Origin of the sequence: Aeromonas sp. HMWF017, assembly GCF_003061465.1 — a bacterium.
GTDB classification, from domain to species: domain Bacteria; phylum Pseudomonadota; class Gammaproteobacteria; order Enterobacterales; family Aeromonadaceae; genus Aeromonas; species Aeromonas veronii.
Window position 1 is genome coordinate 25,362 of the sequence record NZ_QAJD01000131.1, and the last position, 18,105, is coordinate 43,466.

The window sequence follows — 18,105 nt, forward strand, 5'->3', positions numbered from 1 at the left end:
AAACCCTTATGACAGTCGCTTGTCGAACGCCCCTGTGCTGGCAGCTGTATAGCTTCACTATAACCTGCCGCCCGCAGACTAGGTTTCAGGGCAACCGGACATGGCCGAGATGGGCCAGGAGAGCACGAATCGGCTCCCTCCCCGTCCGGTAGATTGGCAAACCGCGCTGCCGCCGTGGGCCTCGGCAATCGCCTTGACCACGGCGAGCCCAAGTCCGCTACCGCCGCTCTTGCGCGAGCGTGACGGATCTCCGCGACGAAACGCATCGAAGATACAGGCGGCGACCTCCTCGCTAATGCCAGGTCCCTCATCTTCCACACTCAGGACGCACACTCTCTCCGAGCGATGCAGTCGCACGGTCAGCAGGCCCGGCTGCGCGTGCTTCTGGGCATTTTCCAACAGCGCCATCAGAGCCTGACGGATACGAAACAGATCGCAGCAAACATGAAGTTCGCTATCCAGCTCCCGCTGCAACACAAACCCGCTCGCCGCCAGAGGGCTGGCAAACGCCTCAAGCACCACGGCAAGCTCGTCGGCCAACCTGACCTCGGTACGCTGCAACTCCAGATGGCCGCTGTCGTTGAGGCTCAATACCCGCAAATCCTCGATCAGGTGATTGAGCCCCTCCACCTGACGCAGCAACCCCTCGAAGAGTTCGCTGCTGGGAGGAAATACCCCTTCGGCCAGCCCCTGCAAACGGCCGCGCAAAATGGTCACCGGAGTGCGCAACTCGTGGGCAATTGCGGCATTCCAGAACTCCCGCTCGCGGGTCATGCTCTGCAGCCGCTCGGCCATGGCGTTGAAGTCGCGCACCAGTTGCGCCGTCTCCCCGATCGCCTGCTCATCCTCCGGCACGCGGGCATCGAGTTTGCCCTCAGCCACCGCGCGCAGGCTGGTTGCCACCGAGTTGAGGGGAGTCAGGATACGGCGAGAGAGGCGAACCGCCACGTACAGCGCCATCCCCAATGCAATGAGAATGGTGGAGCCGATCCATAACATCTCGACTCTGGAGGGCACCCAGGTCTCGGAGATGCTGCCCGACACAAACGCCACGGCGATGCCATAAAACACATAGGTGCCGATCACAGCGAGGGAGATGATACCAAGCGTCATCAAGCCCAGAGAGCGGATGATCTGCCTGCGAAGGCCGGGCGCCGATTTCATGCATCGCCCCCGAAGCGATAGCCAACCCCCCAGACACTGGCGGGGCCCCCCTGAATGCCGTGTGTCTCCAGTTTTTTGCGCAACTTGCTGATGTGGCTATCCACAGTGCGCTCCTGGGTATCCCCCTCCGGCAGACAGTGAGTCAGCAGTTCGGCGCGGCTGAACACCCGTTTCGGCGCCCGCATCAAAGAGGCGAGCAACTTGAACTCGGTCAGGGTCAGCTCCAGCACCTGCTGCTGGCCATCGCGGAAAATGCTGGCCTCGTGGCTCTCCAGATCGATCTGAAACTGACCGACCCGCAACACGTTCGCCGTGGCAGGCTTTTCGGCCTGGGTGCGCCGGAGCACGGCCTGCACTCGCGCCACCACTTCGGCCGGATTGAAGGGTTTGACCACATAGTCATCCGCCCCCATGTGCAGCCCCATCAGCTTGTCGAGATCCTGATCGAGGGCGGTCAACATGATCACAGGCGTGTCGCCACGCGCCCGGATCTCGCTGAGCACCTGCCAGCCATCCAGTTGCGGCATCTGCACATCCAGCAGCAGGAGATCGGGTTTGAATGCCTGATGCATGGCCAGCGCTTCACGGCCATCGGCGGCGTGCAGGGAGCGCAAGCCATGACGTTGCAGGTAAGCGGCGAGGATGTCGGCGATCTCGGCTTCATCCTCTGCAATCAGTACCAGTGACTGGCCCGCCGGGCTGGCGGAAGCATTGAGATGGGACATAGTCGGACTCGAAAAAAGGTGGCGTTGAACTTTATCATCGCCTCCATGGATTCTCCACAAAGCCTCGAATCATTCGCAATAGCCCCTCGCCATAATGGCCGCTCGATGCACTCTCCGGTCACATCACACCGGAGAGACGGTTTAACGAGGTGAGTGGATGATGTTTGTCAAACAGCGGTATGCGGGCGCCCTGCTCGCCGTCATTGCCGCATTCGGGTTGGCGGGTTGCGATGCCGCGCCGCAAGAGCAGGAGGCACCCGCCCTGCCTCAGGTGTCGGTGCTGACTCTGACTGGTCGGGAGCTTGTCATCAGCGAGGATCTGCCCGCCCGGGTGGCGGCACTGCGCAGCGCCGACATTCGCGCCCAGATCAGCGGCATCGTGCAGCGCCGCCTGTTCGAGCAGGGCGCCGAGATCAGCGCAAACACCGTGCTGTTCCAGATAAACCCGGCCCCCTTCAAGGCCGATGTCGACAGCGCCGCCGCCGCATCGCAACGGGCCGAGGCCGTGCTGGCCCGCGCCCGCATCCAGATTGACCGCCTGAAGCCGCTGCTGCGCACCGACGCCATCAGCCGCCAGACCTATGACGATGCAGTCTCCCAGCGGGATCAGGCGGCCGCCGATGTGGCCCAGGCCAGGGCGACCCTGGCCCGGCACCAGCTGAACCTGCAATTTGCCAGCGTGGAGGCCCCCATCGCCGGGCGAATCGATCAGGCGCTGGTGAGTGAAGGGGCCCTGGTGTCGCCCACCGATGCCACACCCATGGCCCGAATACAGCAGATCGATCAGGTCTACGTCGATGTGCGTCAACCGGCCTCGGTGCTGGAATCCCTGCGCCAGCAGGCTGGCTCAACGGCACCGGAACTGGCGGTGGAGATCCTCGGTAGCAATGGCAGGCCGCTGGGGATGCAGGGGCGCATCCTCTTCTCCGGCATCGAGGTCGATGCCGGAACCGGCGACGTGCTGCTGCGGGTGCTGGTGGACAATCCCGAGAGGCGGCTGTTGCCCGGCCTCTATGTGCAGGCGCGCATCTCCCGTGCCCGCTATGCCAACGCCCTGACCATGCCCCAGCAGGCGGTAGTTCGCACATCGGGTCAGAGCAGCGTGTGGGTGGTGGATGGCCAGGGGCAGGCACAGCTGGTTCCGGTCAACACCGCTGAACTGGTGAATAGCCAGTACCGCATCGCGTCCGGGCTCAGTGCCGGGCAACAGGTGGTGATCGAAGGGATCGACCGTCTGACCCCGGGAGTTAAGGTCATTGCCTCCCCCTGGCAACCATCCGCTGTCAGCCAACCGGCTGACGGTGGCATTCGCTGAATCGGAGAGTTATCCATGCCGCAGTTTTTTATCCATCGCCCGGTGTTTGCCTGGGTGATCGCCCTGTTCATCGTGCTGGCAGGGGTCATCGCCATACCCAAGCTCCCCATCTCCCGCTATCCCTCGGTGGCGCCGGTGTCGGTGACCCTCTATGCCACCTATCCGGGCGCCACGCCGCAGACCCTGAACGATGCGGTGGTGAGCCTTATCGAGCGCGAGCTGTCGGGAGTGAAGAACCTGCTCTACTTCGAGTCGTCGGTGGACGCCTCGGGCAGCGCGCAGATCACTGCCACCTTCAAGCCGGGCTCCGATCCGGAGCTGGCCCAGATGGACGTGCAAAACCGCATCAAGGCGGTCGAACCTCGCTTGCCACAAGCGGTGCGGCAAACCGGCCTGCAGGTGGAGTCCGCCTCATCCGGCTTTCTGATGATGGTCGGCATGACCTCACCGGATGGCCGCTTCGATGAGGTTGCCCTCAACGACTACATGGCACGCAATATTGTGCAGGAGCTGCGCCGCATCGACGGGGTAGGACGAGTGCAGCTGTTCGGCGCCGAGCAGACCATGCGCATCTGGGTAGATCCGGCCAAACTCGCCGCCTACAGGCTGACCATCGGCGAGGTGGCGCAGGCCATCGAGCAGCAGAACATCCAGATTGCACCGGGGCGCCTCGGTGATGAACCCGCCCTGCCGGGGCAGCGCCTGACGGTTCCCCTCACGGTTCAAGGGCAGCTGACGACCCCCGAGGCATTCGCCGCCATCGTGCTGCGAGCCGGTGGCGATGGCGCCAAGCTGGTGCTGGGTGATGTCGCCCGGGTCGAGCTGGGGGCGCAATCCTACGCCTTTTCCAACCGCGAGAACGGCGTGGCCGCCACCAGCGCCGCCATCCAGCTCTCCCCCGGTGCCAACGCCGTGCGTACCGCAGATGCGGTGCGCACCCGTCTCGCCCAGCTCGCTCCCACCCTGCCAGCGGGCATGGCCTATTCGATCCCGTTTGACTCGGCCCCCTTCGTCAAGGTCTCCATCGAAAAGGTGATCCACACCCTGCTGGAAGCCATGGTGCTGGTGTTTCTGGTGATGTTTCTCTTCCTGCAGAACCTGCGCTACACCCTGATCCCGGCCATCGTCGCCCCCATCGCTCTGCTTGGCACCTTCGCGGTGATGCTGCTGGCCGGTTTTTCGATCAACTCCCTCACCATGTTCGGCATGGTGCTGGCCATCGGCATCATAGTCGACGACGCCATCGTGGTGGTGGAGAACGTCGAGCGCCTGATGGCCACCCGGGGGCTGTCGCCCCGTGAGGCGACCTCGCAAGCCATGAAGGAGATCACCGGAGCGGTGATCGGCATCACCCTGGTGATCACGGCGGTGTTCCTTCCCATGGCGTTTGGCAGCGGCTCGGTGGGGGTCATCTACCAGCAGTTCACCCTGTCGATGGCGGTGTCGATCCTCATTTCGGCCTTCCTCGCCCTGACCCTGACGCCTGCGCTCTGCGCCACCTTGCTGCGTCCGGTCAGTCCGGATCATCATGAGAAGCACGGCTTTTTCGGTGCCTTCAACCGGGGTTTCGAGCGGTTCACGGCAGGCTACGGTGCGCGGGTAACCCGGCTGGTCGGGCGCAGCGGACGGATGATGGCAACCTTTGCCGCCCTCTGCGCCGCGCTGGTCATCGCCGCCGCCCAGCTGCCCTCCTCTTTCCTGCCAGACGAGGATCAGGGTTACTTCATGACCTCCATCCAGCTGCCGACCGGCGCCACCAGCGAGCGTACTCTTGAGGTGGTCAAGGCCTTCGAGGCTCACGTCGCCTCTCGCGAGGCGCTGGACACCAACCTGGTGGTGCAGGGCTTCAGCTTCTCCGGCGCAGGCCCCAATGCCGCCATGGCCTTCACCATGCTCAAAGATTGGGATCAGCGTCATGGCGCCACGGCAGCCGAAGAGGCAGATCTGGCACAAGCGGCTATGGCAAATATTCCTGAAGGCACGGTAATGAGCCTGCTGCCGCCCGCCATCGATGAGCTGGGCACCGCCTCCGGCTTCACCCTGTTCCTGCAAGACAGAGCCAACCGGGGGGAAGCCGCGCTGCTGGCCGCCCAGGCACAACTGCTGGAACTGGCCGCCAACAGCCAGGTAGTCAGTGATGTGTATCCCGACAATCTGCCTCCCGGCGAGAGCATTCACCTCGAGATCAACCGACAGAAGGCCGAAGCCATGGGACTCTCGTTCGCCAGCGTAAGCAGTACCCTGTCGGCCGCAATGGGGTCGCTCTACGTCAACGACTTCCCCAACGGCGGGCACATGCAGCAGGTCATTCTGCAGGCCGACGCGTCGGCGCGCATGCAGCTCGATGACGTGCTCGGCCTGCGGGTGCGCAATGCCAGCGGCGGCATGGTCCCCTTGCGGGAGGTGGTGACACCGGAATGGCGCGAATCGCCGCAACAGATGATGCGCTTCTATGGCTTCCCTGCCGTGCGTATTGCCGGGGGGGCAGCGCCCGGCATCTCCAGCGGAGCGGCGATGGCGGAGATGGAGCGTCTGGTGGCGCAATTGCCGCCAGGCTTCGCATTGGCCTGGACGGGACAGTCGTTGCAAGAGCGCCAGTCGGCCGAGCAGGCCCCCCTGCTGATGCTGTTGTCCGCGCTGGTGGTCTTCCTGGTGCTGGCGGCACTCTATGAAAGCTGGTCGATCCCGCTCTCGGTGATGCTGGTGGTGCCGCTGGGCCTGCTCGGTGCTGTCGCGGCCGTGATGCTGCGCGGCATGCCCAACGACGTCTTCTTCAAGGTGGGCATGATCACCATCATCGGTCTGTCGGCCAAGAACGCCATCCTCATCGTGGAGTTTGCGCGCCAGTTGCACAGTGAAGGACGCTCGCTGCTTGATGCGGCTGTTACTGCTGCCCGCCTGCGCCTGCGCCCCATTCTGATGACCTCGCTGGCCTTCACCCTCGGGGTGGTGCCCTTGATGCTCGCCAGTGGCGCCAGCGCGGAGACCCAGCACGCCATCGGCACCGGCGTGTTTGGCGGCATGATCAGCGGCACCCTGCTGGCCATCTTCTTCGTGCCGGTCTTCTTCGTCTTCGTCATCGGCACCCAGGCGCGCATTCAGGCCTGGCGGGCACGACGAGCAGCCAACAGCATTCATCCGGATCGATGACCACAGATACACAGGCGGCCGGATAGTCCCTCAGCACATCACCAAAAGAAAAAGCCCAACCTGCTAAACAGGTTGGGCTTGGTATGTGGCGGAGAGACAGGGATTCGAACCCTGGGTGGCATTGCTGCCACAATTGATTTCGAGTCAATCCCGTTCGGCCACTCCGGCATCTCTCCGTGGGGAGAGAGTTTTACCCAAGCTGGGCCGAGGATGCAATAAAAATTTCTTAGATATCAAATGGCTGAATCAGATATCTGGGAGCAGGCTCACAATGCGGCGCGTGCTGTTCGCGTTGCCAGGCCACCCTGCATTCACCCGACATTAACCCTCTCGCACACCCGGCCATTATCCACGTCGTGATATTCCCCCATTGCCATCAGGCGTCTCTTTTTCCTGCTTGGCGCTCAAATTTATGGGTGATGCCGATTTTGGCCGGTTTCCTATGTATCCCCACATCATTGCTTGTGCGCGGCAAGCTGGTAATCATGGGCTGATTGAGGAACAATCGCGCCATTCTGGCGGCTGTGTTGATGATGTTCCGCCCCGATTGAACTGATGGATCTCCTTATGCGATTGCCGAAACTCAAGCCCCTACCCTTAACGCCCGCCCTTTCCATGCTACTGGCAGCGATCCTGCTCTGCGCCGCGCCGGCAGAGGCCAAACGCTACCCGCTGCCACCTGCCGGGAGTCGCCTTATCGGTGAGCTGGAGGATTACATCATCCAGCAGAATGAACATCTGGAACTGGTTGGCAAAAATACGCAAATTGGATTTTTGGCGCTACTTGAGGCAAATCCGGGTGTAGATCCCTATTTACCCAAGCCGGGAACCCGCTTGACGCTGCCCACCCAGATGCTGCTGCCTGATGTGCCTCGCGAGGGGATCGTCATCAATCTGCCCGAACTGCGTCTCTACTACTTCCCCAAGGGGAAGAGCGAGGTCATCGTGCTGCCCATCGGGATTGGCGATATCGGCCGCGAGACACCCGAGATGACCACCACCGTCATCGAGAAGAATCCCAACCCGACCTGGGTACCCGGCCCCATGGTGCGCAAATCCTGGCTGGAGCAAAAAGGGATCACCCTGCCCGCCGTGGTGCCCCCCGGCCCGGAGAATCCCCTCGGCAAGTTCGCCATGCGCCTTGGTTATGGCAAACGCGACTACCTGATCCACGGTACCAACAAGGATTTTGGCGTCGGCCTGCGGGTGAGTGCAGGCTGCATCCGGCTGCGGCCTGACGATATCGAGGCCCTGTTCAAGATTGTACCGATTGGCACGCCGGTGCGGGTCATCAACCAACCGGTCAAGGTGGCTATCGAGCCGGATGGTCGCCGCTGGCTGGAGGTGCACTCCCCGCTCTCCCGCACCGAAGAGGAACTTGAAAATGGCGCCCCGCTGATGCTATCACCGGCCATAGAGAGCTTTATCAGCGCACCTGACGTGATGCAGGATGAGGTGACGGCGGCGCTGGAGAGCAAAAATGGCCTGCCCCGCCCCATCAGCAGCCAGCTTGTCAGTGGTTAAGTCACCAGCGCCAGCGTCGCATCGGAGTCACCTTACCTCATGAAATACCTGCCTCTCTTACTCCTGTTAGCCTGCCACTCCTTGTGGGCCAAGGACATCCTCTGGATGAACAATGGCGATCGTCTGACCGGCACCATCGAAGAGATTGGCGATGAGTCGGTACGCATCTCTTTGCCCTATACCGGTGCCGTTACCGTCAAGCGGGATGCCATCAAGCGCTGGCGGCTGGAGCATCAGGATAAACCCAAGGCGACCGCCAAAGGTGGATTCACCCTGTTCAAGGATGAGCAGGATGAACGCAAGGCCTGGCTCTGGACCGGTAGTGGCGATCTCAACATCAAGCTCAAACACAAAGACAAACACACCAACAACGTCAACTTCAAGGGCAAGACCGAGTTGGCCAATCTGGACTGGCGCTACAGTTTCTCAGGAGAGTACTCCTACGAAACGTCTGACAGCGTCACCGATAACCACGACTACAAGTTGAACCCGACCATTGACTACTTTTTCGATCAGCAGTGGTTTGTGCGCAGCTCGCTCAATGCCGAATATGACATGCTGGAGAGCAACTACCTCCGCCTCGACTATGGTACCGGGCCGGGTTACCGCTTCTGGAACGAGAAGCGCCGTCGGCTGGAGTTCGTGGCGCAAGGGGGTCTGCGTAAGGCCTACTTCAGGGAAGAGAGCGGGATTGGGTTGCTCTTCAAAGGCAACCGGATCATCGACTATCCCTTTGCCAGCATGAACTGGGATTATCGCCAACCCATCCCGATATGGCGGGAAAAACTGGAGCTGTTCAGTCAGGGGCGCTATCTGCTCTATCTGGATCAACCCTCCCCCTATATCACTCTGAATCGAGATGTGACCGGCAGCGTGGGCTTGCGCTACTACTTCAACGACCACCTGCGCCTCTCCTGGTCGAGCGAGATGGAGTGGGAAGATGGTGAAGTGCATTTCGTCGGTCTCGAGCAAAAGTACAAAGAGACCGAATTCAGGCACCTGCTCAATCTGGGCGCCAGTTTCTGAGTCAACTGCAAACAGAAAGAGGAGCCAAGTTGGCTCCTCTTTCTGTTTTGGTCATCCCCTGCCACGGCCCCTCTCCGATGATGGAGCAGGCACCAGATGAGAAACCGGCCGTACGCTCAGATCAGCCCCCAGGCGGCAATCTGGTAGATCCATACCATCGCCAGCAGGGTACCGACCAATCCCATGATGACGCCGATGCGCACCATCTGGTGGCTCTCCACCAGACCGGTGGCGTGGGCCAGCGCATTGGGCGGGGTACTGATAGGCAGCGACATCCCGAGCGAAACCGAAATGGTGACCGCTAGGATCAGGGTGTGACTGCCGCCCCACTCGGCCAGCTCCGGCATGCTGACTGCCAGCGCCGCTACCAGTGGCAGCAGCAGGTTGGCGGTCGCGGTGTTGGACATAAAGTTGGCCATCACCACCGCCAGCAGGCAGGCGCCGACCAGCACCGCCAGCGTGGAGTATTCGTGGAACGGAATATGGGTGATGAGCCGCTCGGCCAGACCTGAGTCCTCCAGCGCCAACCCCAGCGCGATACCGCCCGAGACCAGCCAGAGCACGTCGAGGGAGATCTTGTGCAGGTCGTCCTTGGTGATGATGCCGGTGGTCAGGAACACAGCCACCGGGATCATGGCGACCACGTAGGAGCTCATGCCATGCAGATCCCCCAGCAACCAGAGCACTATGGTAGTGATAAAGGTGAGGTAGACCACCCAGGCGCGGGGGGTCTGCATAAAACGCCCCTCAATTTTGAGATCCATCCGCTTGAGAGTGCTCGGGAAGAAGCGCCCCAGCAGGAACCAGCCGAGCAGCAACAGCAACACCACGAAGGGCACCGCAAATCCCATCCACTGACCGAACGAGATGGCATGCTCGCCGGTCAGGTATTTGAGAGCCACCGCGTTGGGCGGAGTGCCGATGGGAGTGCCGATCCCCCCGAGGTTGGCCGCCAGCGGAATGGCCAGCACAAAGCCGATGTTGGCCGGATCCTTGTCGGGAAACGCCGCCAGCACTGGGGTAAGGATGGCCAGCATCATGGCAGTGGTAGCGGTATTGCTCATAAACATGGAGAAGGTGGCAGTGATCAGCATCAGCCCCAGCATGACGATCCGGGGATCCTGACCGAACGGGCGCAGCAACACCCGCGCCAGATTGACGTCCAGATGGTACTTGGTCGCCGCAATGGCGAGGAAAAAACCACCGAGAAACAGCATGATGACCGGTGAAGCAAAGGTCGCCATCACCTCGGTGGACTTGAGCAGCTCACCAAACCCCGGCTCGGCCTTGTCGGCGGTCATGAACCAGAGCCCCTTGTCGGAGAGCAGCAGCAGCTCCAGCACGATGATCAGCACCGAGGTAGCAAAGATAGGGATGGGCTCCAGGATCCAGCAGAGGGCGGCCAGCACGAAAATGGCCACGACCCGCTGCTCGATGACGGTAATCCCCTCCAGCGGGATCCAGTGGGTCGGGATCAGCAGGATGGCGAGGCTCAGCAGTAGCGGCAGAATAATCTTGTGATTGATGGGCACTATTGTCTCCAGGATCGGGAGTAAGAAGCCAATAGTGGCATAACATGCTATCGCCTCACGCGGCCAACTCGCCAAAATGAGAGCTGGCTAACTGCACGGCGCACGGTTTTGTGAGTCATATCAAGCTGGAGTTGGCACACCATGGCTGGCTCCTCACAACTGGCAACAAACAGGCAAATAAACGGGCCCGCTGTTCGTTGCACACGACAGCGGGCCCGTTTCACCATTTATGCCGATGAGGCGGCTCAGAAGTAGATGCGGGTCACCGACTCGATAACGCAACCCGGGCGGCGGATCCCTTCGATCTCCACCTTGATCTCTTTGAGCAACTCCAGCCCACCCTTGATGGGGGTGACCCGGGCCAGCTTGGTGCGTGCGCGGATGTTGCTGTCCACCTTGATGGGGTACGGGAAACGTACCTGATCCAGCCCGAAGTTCACCACCATGCGGGCGGTCGGGAACTCGGGGGTGGCTTCATCGACCGAGCCGGTCAACTGCGGCAGCAGCGCCAGGGTCAGGAAGCCGTGGGCGATGGTGGTCTTGAAAGGCGACTCGGCGGCCGCGCGCTCCGGATCGGTGTGGATCCACTGGTGATCCCCGGTCACGGCAGCAAACTGATCGATCATCTGCTGGCTGACGTGCAGCCACTCACCGACGTGGGTCTCTTCACCGATGCGGGCCTGCAGGGCGGCATAGAGCTCGGCCGCCTCGGCCCCCAGCTCCACAGCGGGTTCCTGAGCCACGGCAGGCTGACCGTTGGCTACTTGTGCCACGGTTGCTGCATCCTGTTGCTGTTCGCTCTGGGACTCGGCTTGCAAGTCCAGCACACGCCCCAGCAAAGGGTGAAGATGTGCCTTTTGCTGAAACTCACGCCAGTAGTCGCGGATCGCCGGAGAGAGCCAATCCTTGAGCTCAAAGGGGTGCTGCGCCAGAATTTCGCGCTTGCGCTTCAGAAAATCGACAACTTTCATCTACCGATCCCTATTTGATTCAATGCCTGTAAAGAGGTCTAACCAGTCCTATTTTATTAAAGTTTCAGCTGTAAGTGCAAAAAAATCTCGGCGTACACCTGTACCAAGGCGGAAGTAACTACTTACACCATGTAAACCAGCACGATCTGCCAATGAGGAAATCGATTGCCAAAGATACCGCCAGCAGGTGAAATTCGCGGGGCTCATCATGAAAAAAGGCCCTCATCGGGCCTTGTAGTTGGGACTCAGCGCGCACTCGACCAGCCGCTACGCAATCCCTCTTCATCCAGAAAGGACCAGGCGAGGATCCGGCTCACCTTGTTGCCCTGCGCCATGTCGATCACCCGTACCTGACGGGCTCCCACCCGGCTCAACGCCTTTTTCGCCCCCGGCAGGTTCTCTTTTTTCGACACCAGCGAGCTGAACCAGAGGCACTGAGTGGCAAACTCCTTGCTCTGGGCAATCATGTTGGCCAGAAACGCCGCCTCGCCCCCTTCGCACCAGAGCTCAGCCTTCTGGCCGCCGAAGTTGAGCACAGGGGCGCCTGTCACCTCCTTGCCCAGATTGCGCAGCTTGCGCTCTGTCCCCTTGCTCGCCTCCTCCAGCGACGCATGGAACGGCGGATTGCACAGCGTCAGGGCGAAGTGCTCCTTCGGCCCTATGATGCCGCGAAACACATGGTTGGGGTTACCCTGCAGGCGGCACTCAATCTGGTTGCCGAGTCCGTTGCTCTTGGCCAGCAGGGTGGCCGCCTTGACCGAGACCGGATCGATATCCGACCCGACAAAACGCCAGCCATATTCGCGGGCACCCAGCAGCGGATAGATGCAGTTTGCCCCCACCCCGATATCCAGCACCCTCACTCCCTTGCCGGTAGGGCGCTCGCCTGCGCTCTCGGCCAGCAGGTCGGCCGCCCAGTGCAGGTAGTCCACCCGTCCCGGGATAGGCGGGCAGAGGTAACCGGCAGGCAAGTCCCAGTGGGCAATCCCGTAGTGATGGGCCAGCAGGGCGCGGTTGAGGGTCTTCACTGCATCGGGATCGGCAAAATCGATGGTGCGGGTGCCGTAGTCATTGATAAAGACATGAGCGGCCAATTCGGGAGTTCGCAGGCAGAGCGCCTCAAAGTCGTAACCCGCCTGATGGCGATTACGGTAGTGAAGTCCGGATTTACGGTCGCCCGACTTGGGGCCACCGGCTGATGGGATGCGGGGTTTCATGCTGAGCCTGCCGAAGAAAACGGGCCCACACTATAGTGATTTGACTCGGGAAAGTCTAAACGACGGCAATAAAAAAACCGGGCTATCGAGCCCGGTTCAAGTGAGGTTGGAAAAACAGTCCGTACTGCGAGCCGTTTGTCCAGCCTGACTCAGATATCGATCCGGCGAGCTTGCCAGAACTTGTTGCGCCAGTATTGGCTATCCAGCTTGGAGCGGGTCACACCGGCTCGAGTCGAGGCATGGATGAATTCGCCATTGCCGACATAGATGCCAACGTGGTTGAGACGACGATTGATTTTGAAGAAGACCAGATCACCCTCGACCAGATCCTGCTTGGAAACGCGCGTCCCTTCGTGGACTTGGGAGCGGGTATCGCGGGGTAATTCGATACCGACGGCATTGCGGAACACTTCACGGGCAAAGGCGGAACAGTCGATACCGCGCTGGCTGCTGCCACCCATCCGGTACGGAACACCACGCCACTCTTTATATACAGTCAGGATTTCATTCACATCGGGTGTCTGGGAAGCTTCCGGTTCGATGACAGGTTCAACCATGGAAACTTCGATCTTGCTCGCGACCTCGGGTTGGGGTGCCGAGGCACAACCCACCATTCCGAGCGCGACCAGCAGTAGCATCAGGTGGCGCAATCCTTTATCCCCGCTAAATAGTAAATCTTGTTAAAATACGGCCCCAAAGGGCAATTTATAAGGCAACAGCACCCGACTATATCCAAGAATTCTATCGAGGCAAGTGAAAATCCCTATCAAGCTCACATTTTTGCAAGGAAATGCACGATTTTTCATAATTAATGTGATCATGCCCAAACAATATACAATCGCAAAAAGAGCCTTGGGCCTCATAGATAACTGGCTTTTATCCCTGCTTCAGCACCTTTTTAAAGTGAAAAATCATGATCGAAACCGATCTTTTTTTGTTAAAACCGGCCAGGGTATGCCAGGAACTGCTTGCTCAATTGCCTGAATGGCTGTCAACCGATGAGCAGCATATCTGGCAAGCCATGACCCATCCTGAACGGCGTCAGGAATATCTGGTGAGCCGCGCCCTGCTGCGCCAGCTATTGGCCGAGCGGCTGCAACAACCTGCTGCCAGGCTGCAATTTTGCAACGGCCCCCAAGGCAAGCCCCGACTACATGATGATGCTTGGCAGTTCAATCTGAGCCACAGTGGCAGCTGGCTGGTGTTGGCGCTCTGCCCGCATGGGCCGCTTGGGGTGGATATCGAACTGGGCAAACGGCGGCATCATCCCCTCCCCCTGGCCCGCAGGTTTTATGCACAGAGTGAATATGAGTGGCTCTGCGCACTGACTGATCAAGAGCAGGAGAGCGCCTTCTACCGGCTCTGGTCACGCAAGGAGGCGGTACTGAAAGCTCATGGTGGCGGCATAGCTGCGGGGCTGGAGAAGGTGCGGTTTCTCCCGGAGCAAGGATGGCGACTCGACAACCGGCTCGATGACACTGCTTATCAGGTACAGGATTGGCCCTTTGCCAGCGGCTGGCTCAGTCTCGCGGCGACGGCAGCCCCCGTGACCTTTTACCGGCTGGATGAGCGCTTGAATTGCCACTCGCTTAACCCCATGTTACTCAACACCCTTTCTGAAGAGTCCAACTCATGATCGTCGACATTACTCCCCAGAATTTTCACGCTGAACTTATCGATGCGTCCATGAAGAAACCGGTCGTCATCTATTTCCATGCTCCGCAGATGCCGGAGTGCCAGGGGATGACACCGCTGATCGAATCACTGGTTGGGCCCGCCAATGAGCAGGTCACCCTGGCCAAGGTGGATATGAACGATCCCCAGCTGCAACCGCTGGCCAGTCAGCTCGGCCTGCGCGCCCTACCGGCGCTGGTGCTGTTCCATCAGGGTCGCCCTGACGAACAGGGGATCATCGAAGGGCCGCAGGATGAAGCCACCCTGCGCCAGTATTTCACCGCCTTCGCCCCCAAAGAAGAGGAAGAGTTGCTGGCCAAGGGGCAACAAGCACTTGCTGACGAGCAGCCCAGCATGGCCTATGCCCATCTGACCAAGGCACACCAGCTGGCCCCTGAACGCCACGACATCAGCCTGTGGCTCATTCAAGCTGCGCTCGACCTCAACCTGCTGGAGGAAGCGCAGGAGCGCCTCGGCACCATCCCGATGGCGGCGCAGGATGGCCACTTCCATACCTTGAGCTCGCGGCTGGCGCTCGCCCTGCAAGCGGCAGACAGCCCGGAGCTGCGCGCGCTGGAAGCCCGCCATGCAGAACAGCCTGATGATTTTGCCCTGGCTCAGGAGCTGGCGGTGCAATACAACCAGGCTGGTCGTCAGGAAGAGGCGTTGGGACTGCTGCTGGAGATCCTCAAGCGGGATTTGGCATTCGGCGATGCCAGAAAGACCTATCTCGATATTCTGGCGACCATGGGCAGCACACCGGCGGCGCAGAGCTACCGTCGCAAACTCTATAGTCTGCTCTACTGATAGGAATCGAACTGGCTGGTAATGATGGGGGAGTGCCGGGAGACCGGCATGACCTCATGGGTCAAGTACGAAGAAGGTATTGTGGGAATAAGGTGCTGTGGGAATAGTGGATATACGGTGAATTTTAGGCAAAAAAAAATGGCGCAAAACTGCGCCATTTTTTTCGCATGGATTACTTCTTGTAGGAAGTAGCCATGTTGTCGATGCGCTGGTTAGCACGCATAGCTTCTTGCTTGGCTTCTGCAACATCAGCAGCGATTTTGGACTGATCAGCACGAACTGCGCTAACATCTTGAGCCAGTTGGTCAACTTTGTTAGACAGATTCTGAACGGAAGTTTCCAGTTCGCTGGTGTTTGCACAACCGCCCAGCAGAGCGGACAGACCAACAACACCTACCAACAACAATTTTTTCATTTTTAAAGCTCCCTTGAACTCGCCAGACGTTTAGCAAGCGGCGTGATTATGGCACAAAAAAATCCTACTTTGCATAGTCCCCACCACAGATAAATGCATTAAAACCCTCATTTTTTTTTGAATGAACAGTTTTTGTCCAGATTCGTCTAAAAAATGAGTGCCGTGTGGTGGGGGCACGGACAAAGGTTAACCAAATTTTTGCCTTATTACAATTTCGTATGAGGCTCAGGCTGTACGTTCTGACAACAATTGACGATATTGCACCAGATCCTCGATGGTCAGCACCGGCATCTGGTGCTTGCGACCGAACGCAACCAGGTCTGGCAGACGCGCCATCGAGCCATCTTCTTTGGTCAATTCACACAACACACCAAACGGTTTGAGGCCAGCCAGCTGCATCAGATCGACCGTCGCTTCGGTATGACCACGGCGGGTAAGCACCCCACCGGTTCGCGCCCGCAGCGGGAAAACATGACCCGGGCGGTGCAGATCACCCGGTTTGGCGCCGTCTGCGATGGCTGCACGGATGGTGGTGATGCGATCAGCCGCCGAGACACCGGTCGTGACCCCCTGCGCCGCTTCGATGGTCACGGTAAAGGCGGTCTGGTAGTGGCTGGAGTTGGCCTCCACCATCATCGGCAGTTCGAGCTGGCGAACCCGCTCCTCGGGCAGGCAGAGGCAGACGATGCCGGAGCACTCGCGGATCATCAGCGCCATCTGTTCATTGGTCATGGATTCGGCGGCGAAAATGAGGTCGCCCTCGTTCTCCCGATCTTCATCGTCGGCCACCAGCACGCCGCCTCCGGCACGCAAGGCAGACAGGGCCGCTTCGACACGGGCAACGGGATCACCGAATTCACTGAGTAGAGACTGATTCATGGTAAAACTCCTAAACAAGACAAGGACCAGAATCAGGGCATGGAAAGGCAGACAGAGACGGGCATGCAGCGGCCAGCCCACAAGGGCCAACACGGCAAGGTCTGTCTTATCCTCTTTCATCCGGACTATGACCGTCGGCTCCGGCATCTCACCGGATCTGCTGACCCCGACCCGGCAATCAGCCAAATCGGGCGCTCGCGGGCTCCCCGAGTCAATCGGGATACCGCCGGTGGGGAATTGCACCCCGCCCTGAGAATAAGCGCAGACAGCCTAAAGAAAAACGGTTGCAGATGCCAGCCAAAATCCCCCGCAGGCTGAAAAGCGTTTCAACATTGCGCCCGGGATCCCGCTCTGCGGCCCGCTCGCCAGCACGAGAGGCCATGACTGGCGAATTTCTTTATGGCTCGGATCGGTTTATGGCATAGTTCCCGAAACAAAAAAACAGGGCCCGAAAAGAGAGCCTGAACAACGCTGCTGGCGCAGACAGCAGCGCCAACACCACAAACGGAAAATGACAGAGATGGAAAAGAAAATACTGCTCACGGATTGCCCGGATGCCAAAGGGCTCATCGCCAAGATCACCAACATCTGCTACAAGCACCAGCTCAACATCATCAAGAACGATGAGTTTGTGGATCACGAGAATGGTCGCTTCTTTATGCGTACCGAGCTGGAGGGGCGCTTCAACGACGAGACCCTGCTGGCCGACCTCGATGATGCCCTGCCCACCGGTGCCCAACGCCGTCTGGTCAAGGCGGGCAAGAAGCGCATCGTCATCCTGGTGACCAAGGAGACCCACTGCCTCGGTGATATTCTGATGAAGAACTACGCGGGCGCGCTGGATATGGATATCGTCGCGGTGATCGGCAACTACGACACCCTGGCCGAGCTCACCGGCAAGTTCGATATCCCGTTCCACACCGTCAGTCACGAGGATCTGAGCCGGACCGAACATGAAGAGCAGGTACGCGCCATCATCGACAGCTATGAGCCTGACTATGTGATCCTGGCCAAGTACATGCGGGTGCTGACCCCGAGCTTCGTCGAGGCCTATCCGCGCAAGATCCTCAACATCCACCACTCCTTCCTGCCCGCCTTCATCGGTGCCCGCCCCTACCGGCAGGCGTTTGATCGCGGCGTCAAACTGATCGGTGCCACCGCCCACTTCGTGACCGACGATCTGGATGAAGGCCCCATTGTCGAACAGGACGTGATCCACGTCGGTCACGCCTTCAGTGCGGACGACATGGCCAAGGCGGGTCGGGATGTGGAGAAATCGGTGCTGAGCCGCGCGCTGGAGCTGGTACTGAACGAACGGGTGTTCGTCTACGGCAACAAGACGGTGGTCTTCAAGTAATTCGCCCACACGGCCCATATGCAAACGCCAGAAACAACAACGGCTCCCGCGGGAGCCGTTGTTGTTTCTACATCATGTGTCAGAGCGGCAGATCGTTTACCGTCACCGCGCCCTTCTCCAGCTTCAGCTCGGAGGTCAGCGCTTGCTTGTCGGCCTTCAGATAACCCATCAGGGTCAGCTGATCGAGCATGGGGGCCAGTTGCGGCACCGCCTTGCCCAGCTTGTCGCTGAGGCTGGCATGCAGGCCCTCTCCGGCGTGCTGCATGCCCGCGTCGCTGTTGAACAGCTGCTCCAGCGAGGTGGAGGCCAGCTTCACGTCCCCCTTCATGGTCACCGCCTCACCGTTGAG

Annotated in this window: 15 protein-coding genes, 1 tRNA gene, 1 pseudogene and 1 riboswitch; of the genes and pseudogenes, 7 read left to right on the forward strand and 10 right to left on the reverse strand. The window is 59.9% G+C overall.

All coding sequences use genetic code 11. The features are described from left to right. Positions 1-78 precede the first annotated feature (78 nt). Positions 79-1,164, reverse strand: a complete 1,086-nt coding sequence (locus DBR30_RS12740; RefSeq protein ID WP_108541967.1) for an ATP-binding protein — start codon at positions 1,162-1,164, stop codon at positions 79-81. Beyond that, on the reverse strand, positions 1,161-1,889 hold the full coding sequence (locus DBR30_RS12745; protein WP_108541966.1) for a response regulator: 729 nt from the start codon (positions 1,887-1,889) through the stop codon (positions 1,161-1,163). Before DBR30_RS12745 ends, DBR30_RS12740 begins: the two co-directional genes overlap by 4 nt. 157 nt (positions 1,890-2,046) lie before the next feature. On the opposite strand from DBR30_RS12745, the gene DBR30_RS12750 reads away from it, so the two are divergent. Together DBR30_RS12750 and DBR30_RS12755 are read left to right on the forward strand one after the other, a co-directional pair. Further along, complete coding sequence (locus tag DBR30_RS12750) at positions 2,047-3,204, forward strand: efflux RND transporter periplasmic adaptor subunit (protein WP_108541965.1); 1,158 nt, start codon at positions 2,047-2,049, stop codon at positions 3,202-3,204. Positions 3,205-3,219: 15 nt separating this feature from the next. Then, positions 3,220-6,354 carry a multidrug efflux RND transporter permease subunit gene (locus DBR30_RS12755; protein WP_108541964.1) on the forward strand — a complete coding sequence of 1,045 codons (3,135 nt, stop codon included), beginning with the start codon at positions 3,220-3,222 and terminating at the stop codon, positions 6,352-6,354. An 86-nt stretch (positions 6,355-6,440) separates the two neighbouring features. Here DBR30_RS12755 and DBR30_RS12760 read toward each other — a convergent pair. Further along, positions 6,441-6,530 (reverse strand) — tRNA-Ser (locus tag DBR30_RS12760). A gap of 439 nt (positions 6,531-6,969) precedes the next feature. On the opposite strand from DBR30_RS12760, the gene DBR30_RS12765 reads away from it, so the two are divergent. Both DBR30_RS12765 and DBR30_RS12770 read left to right on the forward strand, forming a co-directional pair. Next, positions 6,970-7,878: a L,D-transpeptidase family protein gene (locus tag DBR30_RS12765; RefSeq protein ID WP_047439258.1), complete on the forward strand. Its 909-nt coding sequence runs from the start codon at positions 6,970-6,972 to the stop codon at positions 7,876-7,878. 39 nt (positions 7,879-7,917) lie between these two features. Next, entirely contained in the window at positions 7,918-8,904 is a 987-nt protein-coding gene (locus DBR30_RS12770) for a DUF481 domain-containing protein (RefSeq protein WP_108588373.1), read from the forward strand. A 116-nt stretch (positions 8,905-9,020) separates the two neighbouring features. Here DBR30_RS12770 and DBR30_RS12775 read toward each other — a convergent pair whose 3' ends face one another. The 4 genes from DBR30_RS12775 to DBR30_RS12790 form a co-directional block, all read right to left on the reverse strand. Further along, positions 9,021-10,436 carry an SLC13 family permease gene (locus DBR30_RS12775; protein WP_108541962.1) on the reverse strand — a complete coding sequence of 472 codons (1,416 nt, stop codon included), beginning with the start codon at positions 10,434-10,436 and terminating at the stop codon, positions 9,021-9,023. A 245-nt stretch (positions 10,437-10,681) separates the two neighbouring features. Next, a complete protein-coding gene (locus DBR30_RS12780) occupies positions 10,682-11,407 on the reverse strand; it encodes a MaoC family dehydratase (protein WP_019445964.1) in 726 nt (241 codons plus the stop codon). Positions 11,408-11,652: 245 nt separating this feature from the next. After that, positions 11,653-12,624 (reverse strand): 23S rRNA (adenine(1618)-N(6))-methyltransferase RlmF, encoded by a 972-nt coding sequence (gene rlmF, locus DBR30_RS12785; RefSeq protein ID WP_108541961.1) that lies wholly within the window; start codon positions 12,622-12,624, stop codon positions 11,653-11,655. Between the two features lie 149 nt (positions 12,625-12,773). Next, on the reverse strand, positions 12,774-13,262 hold the full coding sequence (locus tag DBR30_RS12790; RefSeq protein ID WP_005334331.1) for a C40 family peptidase: 489 nt from the start codon (positions 13,260-13,262) through the stop codon (positions 12,774-12,776). A 275-nt stretch (positions 13,263-13,537) separates the two neighbouring features. Between DBR30_RS12790 and DBR30_RS12795 the strand changes: the two genes are divergently transcribed. Together DBR30_RS12795 and DBR30_RS12800 are read left to right on the forward strand one after the other, a co-directional pair. Next, a complete protein-coding gene (locus DBR30_RS12795; protein WP_108541960.1) occupies positions 13,538-14,260 on the forward strand; it encodes a 4'-phosphopantetheinyl transferase family protein in 723 nt (240 codons plus the stop codon). Next, positions 14,257-15,105, forward strand: coding sequence for a tetratricopeptide repeat protein (locus DBR30_RS12800; RefSeq protein WP_108541959.1), 849 nt, complete (start codon positions 14,257-14,259; stop codon positions 15,103-15,105). Before DBR30_RS12795 ends, DBR30_RS12800 begins: the two co-directional genes overlap by 4 nt. Before the next feature lie 172 nt (positions 15,106-15,277). On the opposite strand, the gene DBR30_RS12805 is transcribed toward DBR30_RS12800, so the two are convergent. Continuing rightward, positions 15,278-15,520 (reverse strand): Lpp/OprI family alanine-zipper lipoprotein, encoded by a 243-nt coding sequence (locus DBR30_RS12805; RefSeq protein WP_005334342.1) that lies wholly within the window; start codon positions 15,518-15,520, stop codon positions 15,278-15,280. A 225-nt stretch (positions 15,521-15,745) separates the two neighbouring features. Beyond that, positions 15,746-16,399: a 3,4-dihydroxy-2-butanone-4-phosphate synthase gene (gene ribB / locus DBR30_RS12810; RefSeq protein ID WP_040065398.1), complete on the reverse strand. Its 654-nt coding sequence runs from the start codon at positions 16,397-16,399 to the stop codon at positions 15,746-15,748. 104 nt (positions 16,400-16,503) lie between these two features. Then, positions 16,504-16,660: riboswitch (FMN riboswitch) on the reverse strand. Positions 16,661-16,919: 259 nt separating this feature from the next. Between ribB and purU the strand changes: the two genes are divergently transcribed. Beyond that, complete coding sequence (gene purU, locus DBR30_RS12815; protein WP_005361738.1) at positions 16,920-17,756, forward strand: formyltetrahydrofolate deformylase; 837 nt, start codon at positions 16,920-16,922, stop codon at positions 17,754-17,756. 79 nt (positions 17,757-17,835) lie between these two features. Here purU and DBR30_RS12820 read toward each other — a convergent pair. Then, a pseudogene (locus DBR30_RS12820) lies at positions 17,836-18,105 on the reverse strand (DUF945 family protein); the annotation flags it as partial.

Coding starts and splice junctions, on each gene's coding strand:
- DBR30_RS12740 (WP_108541967.1), bottom strand. CDS start 1,164: ATGAAATCGGCGCCCGGCCTTCGCAGGCAGATCATCCGCTCTCTGGGC.
- DBR30_RS12745 (WP_108541966.1), bottom strand. CDS start 1,889: ATGTCCCATCTCAATGCTTCCGCCAGCCCGGCGGGCCAGTCACTGGTA.
- DBR30_RS12750 (WP_108541965.1), top strand. CDS start 2,047: ATGATGTTTGTCAAACAGCGGTATGCGGGCGCCCTGCTCGCCGTCATT.
- DBR30_RS12755 (WP_108541964.1), top strand. CDS start 3,220: ATGCCGCAGTTTTTTATCCATCGCCCGGTGTTTGCCTGGGTGATCGCC.
- DBR30_RS12765 (WP_047439258.1), top strand. CDS start 6,970: ATGCTACTGGCAGCGATCCTGCTCTGCGCCGCGCCGGCAGAGGCCAAA.
- DBR30_RS12770 (WP_108588373.1), top strand. CDS start 7,918: ATGAAATACCTGCCTCTCTTACTCCTGTTAGCCTGCCACTCCTTGTGG.
- DBR30_RS12780 (WP_019445964.1), bottom strand. CDS start 11,407: ATGAAAGTTGTCGATTTTCTGAAGCGCAAGCGCGAAATTCTGGCGCAG.
- rlmF (WP_108541961.1), bottom strand. CDS start 12,624: ATGAAACCCCGCATCCCATCAGCCGGTGGCCCCAAGTCGGGCGACCGT.
- DBR30_RS12790 (WP_005334331.1), bottom strand. CDS start 13,262: ATGCTACTGCTGGTCGCGCTCGGAATGGTGGGTTGTGCCTCGGCACCC.
- DBR30_RS12795 (WP_108541960.1), top strand. CDS start 13,538: ATGATCGAAACCGATCTTTTTTTGTTAAAACCGGCCAGGGTATGCCAG.
- DBR30_RS12800 (WP_108541959.1), top strand. CDS start 14,257: ATGATCGTCGACATTACTCCCCAGAATTTTCACGCTGAACTTATCGAT.
- DBR30_RS12805 (WP_005334342.1), bottom strand. CDS start 15,520: ATGAAAAAATTGTTGTTGGTAGGTGTTGTTGGTCTGTCCGCTCTGCTG.
- ribB (WP_040065398.1), bottom strand. CDS start 16,399: ATGAATCAGTCTCTACTCAGTGAATTCGGTGATCCCGTTGCCCGTGTC.
- purU (WP_005361738.1), top strand. CDS start 16,920: ATGGAAAAGAAAATACTGCTCACGGATTGCCCGGATGCCAAAGGGCTC.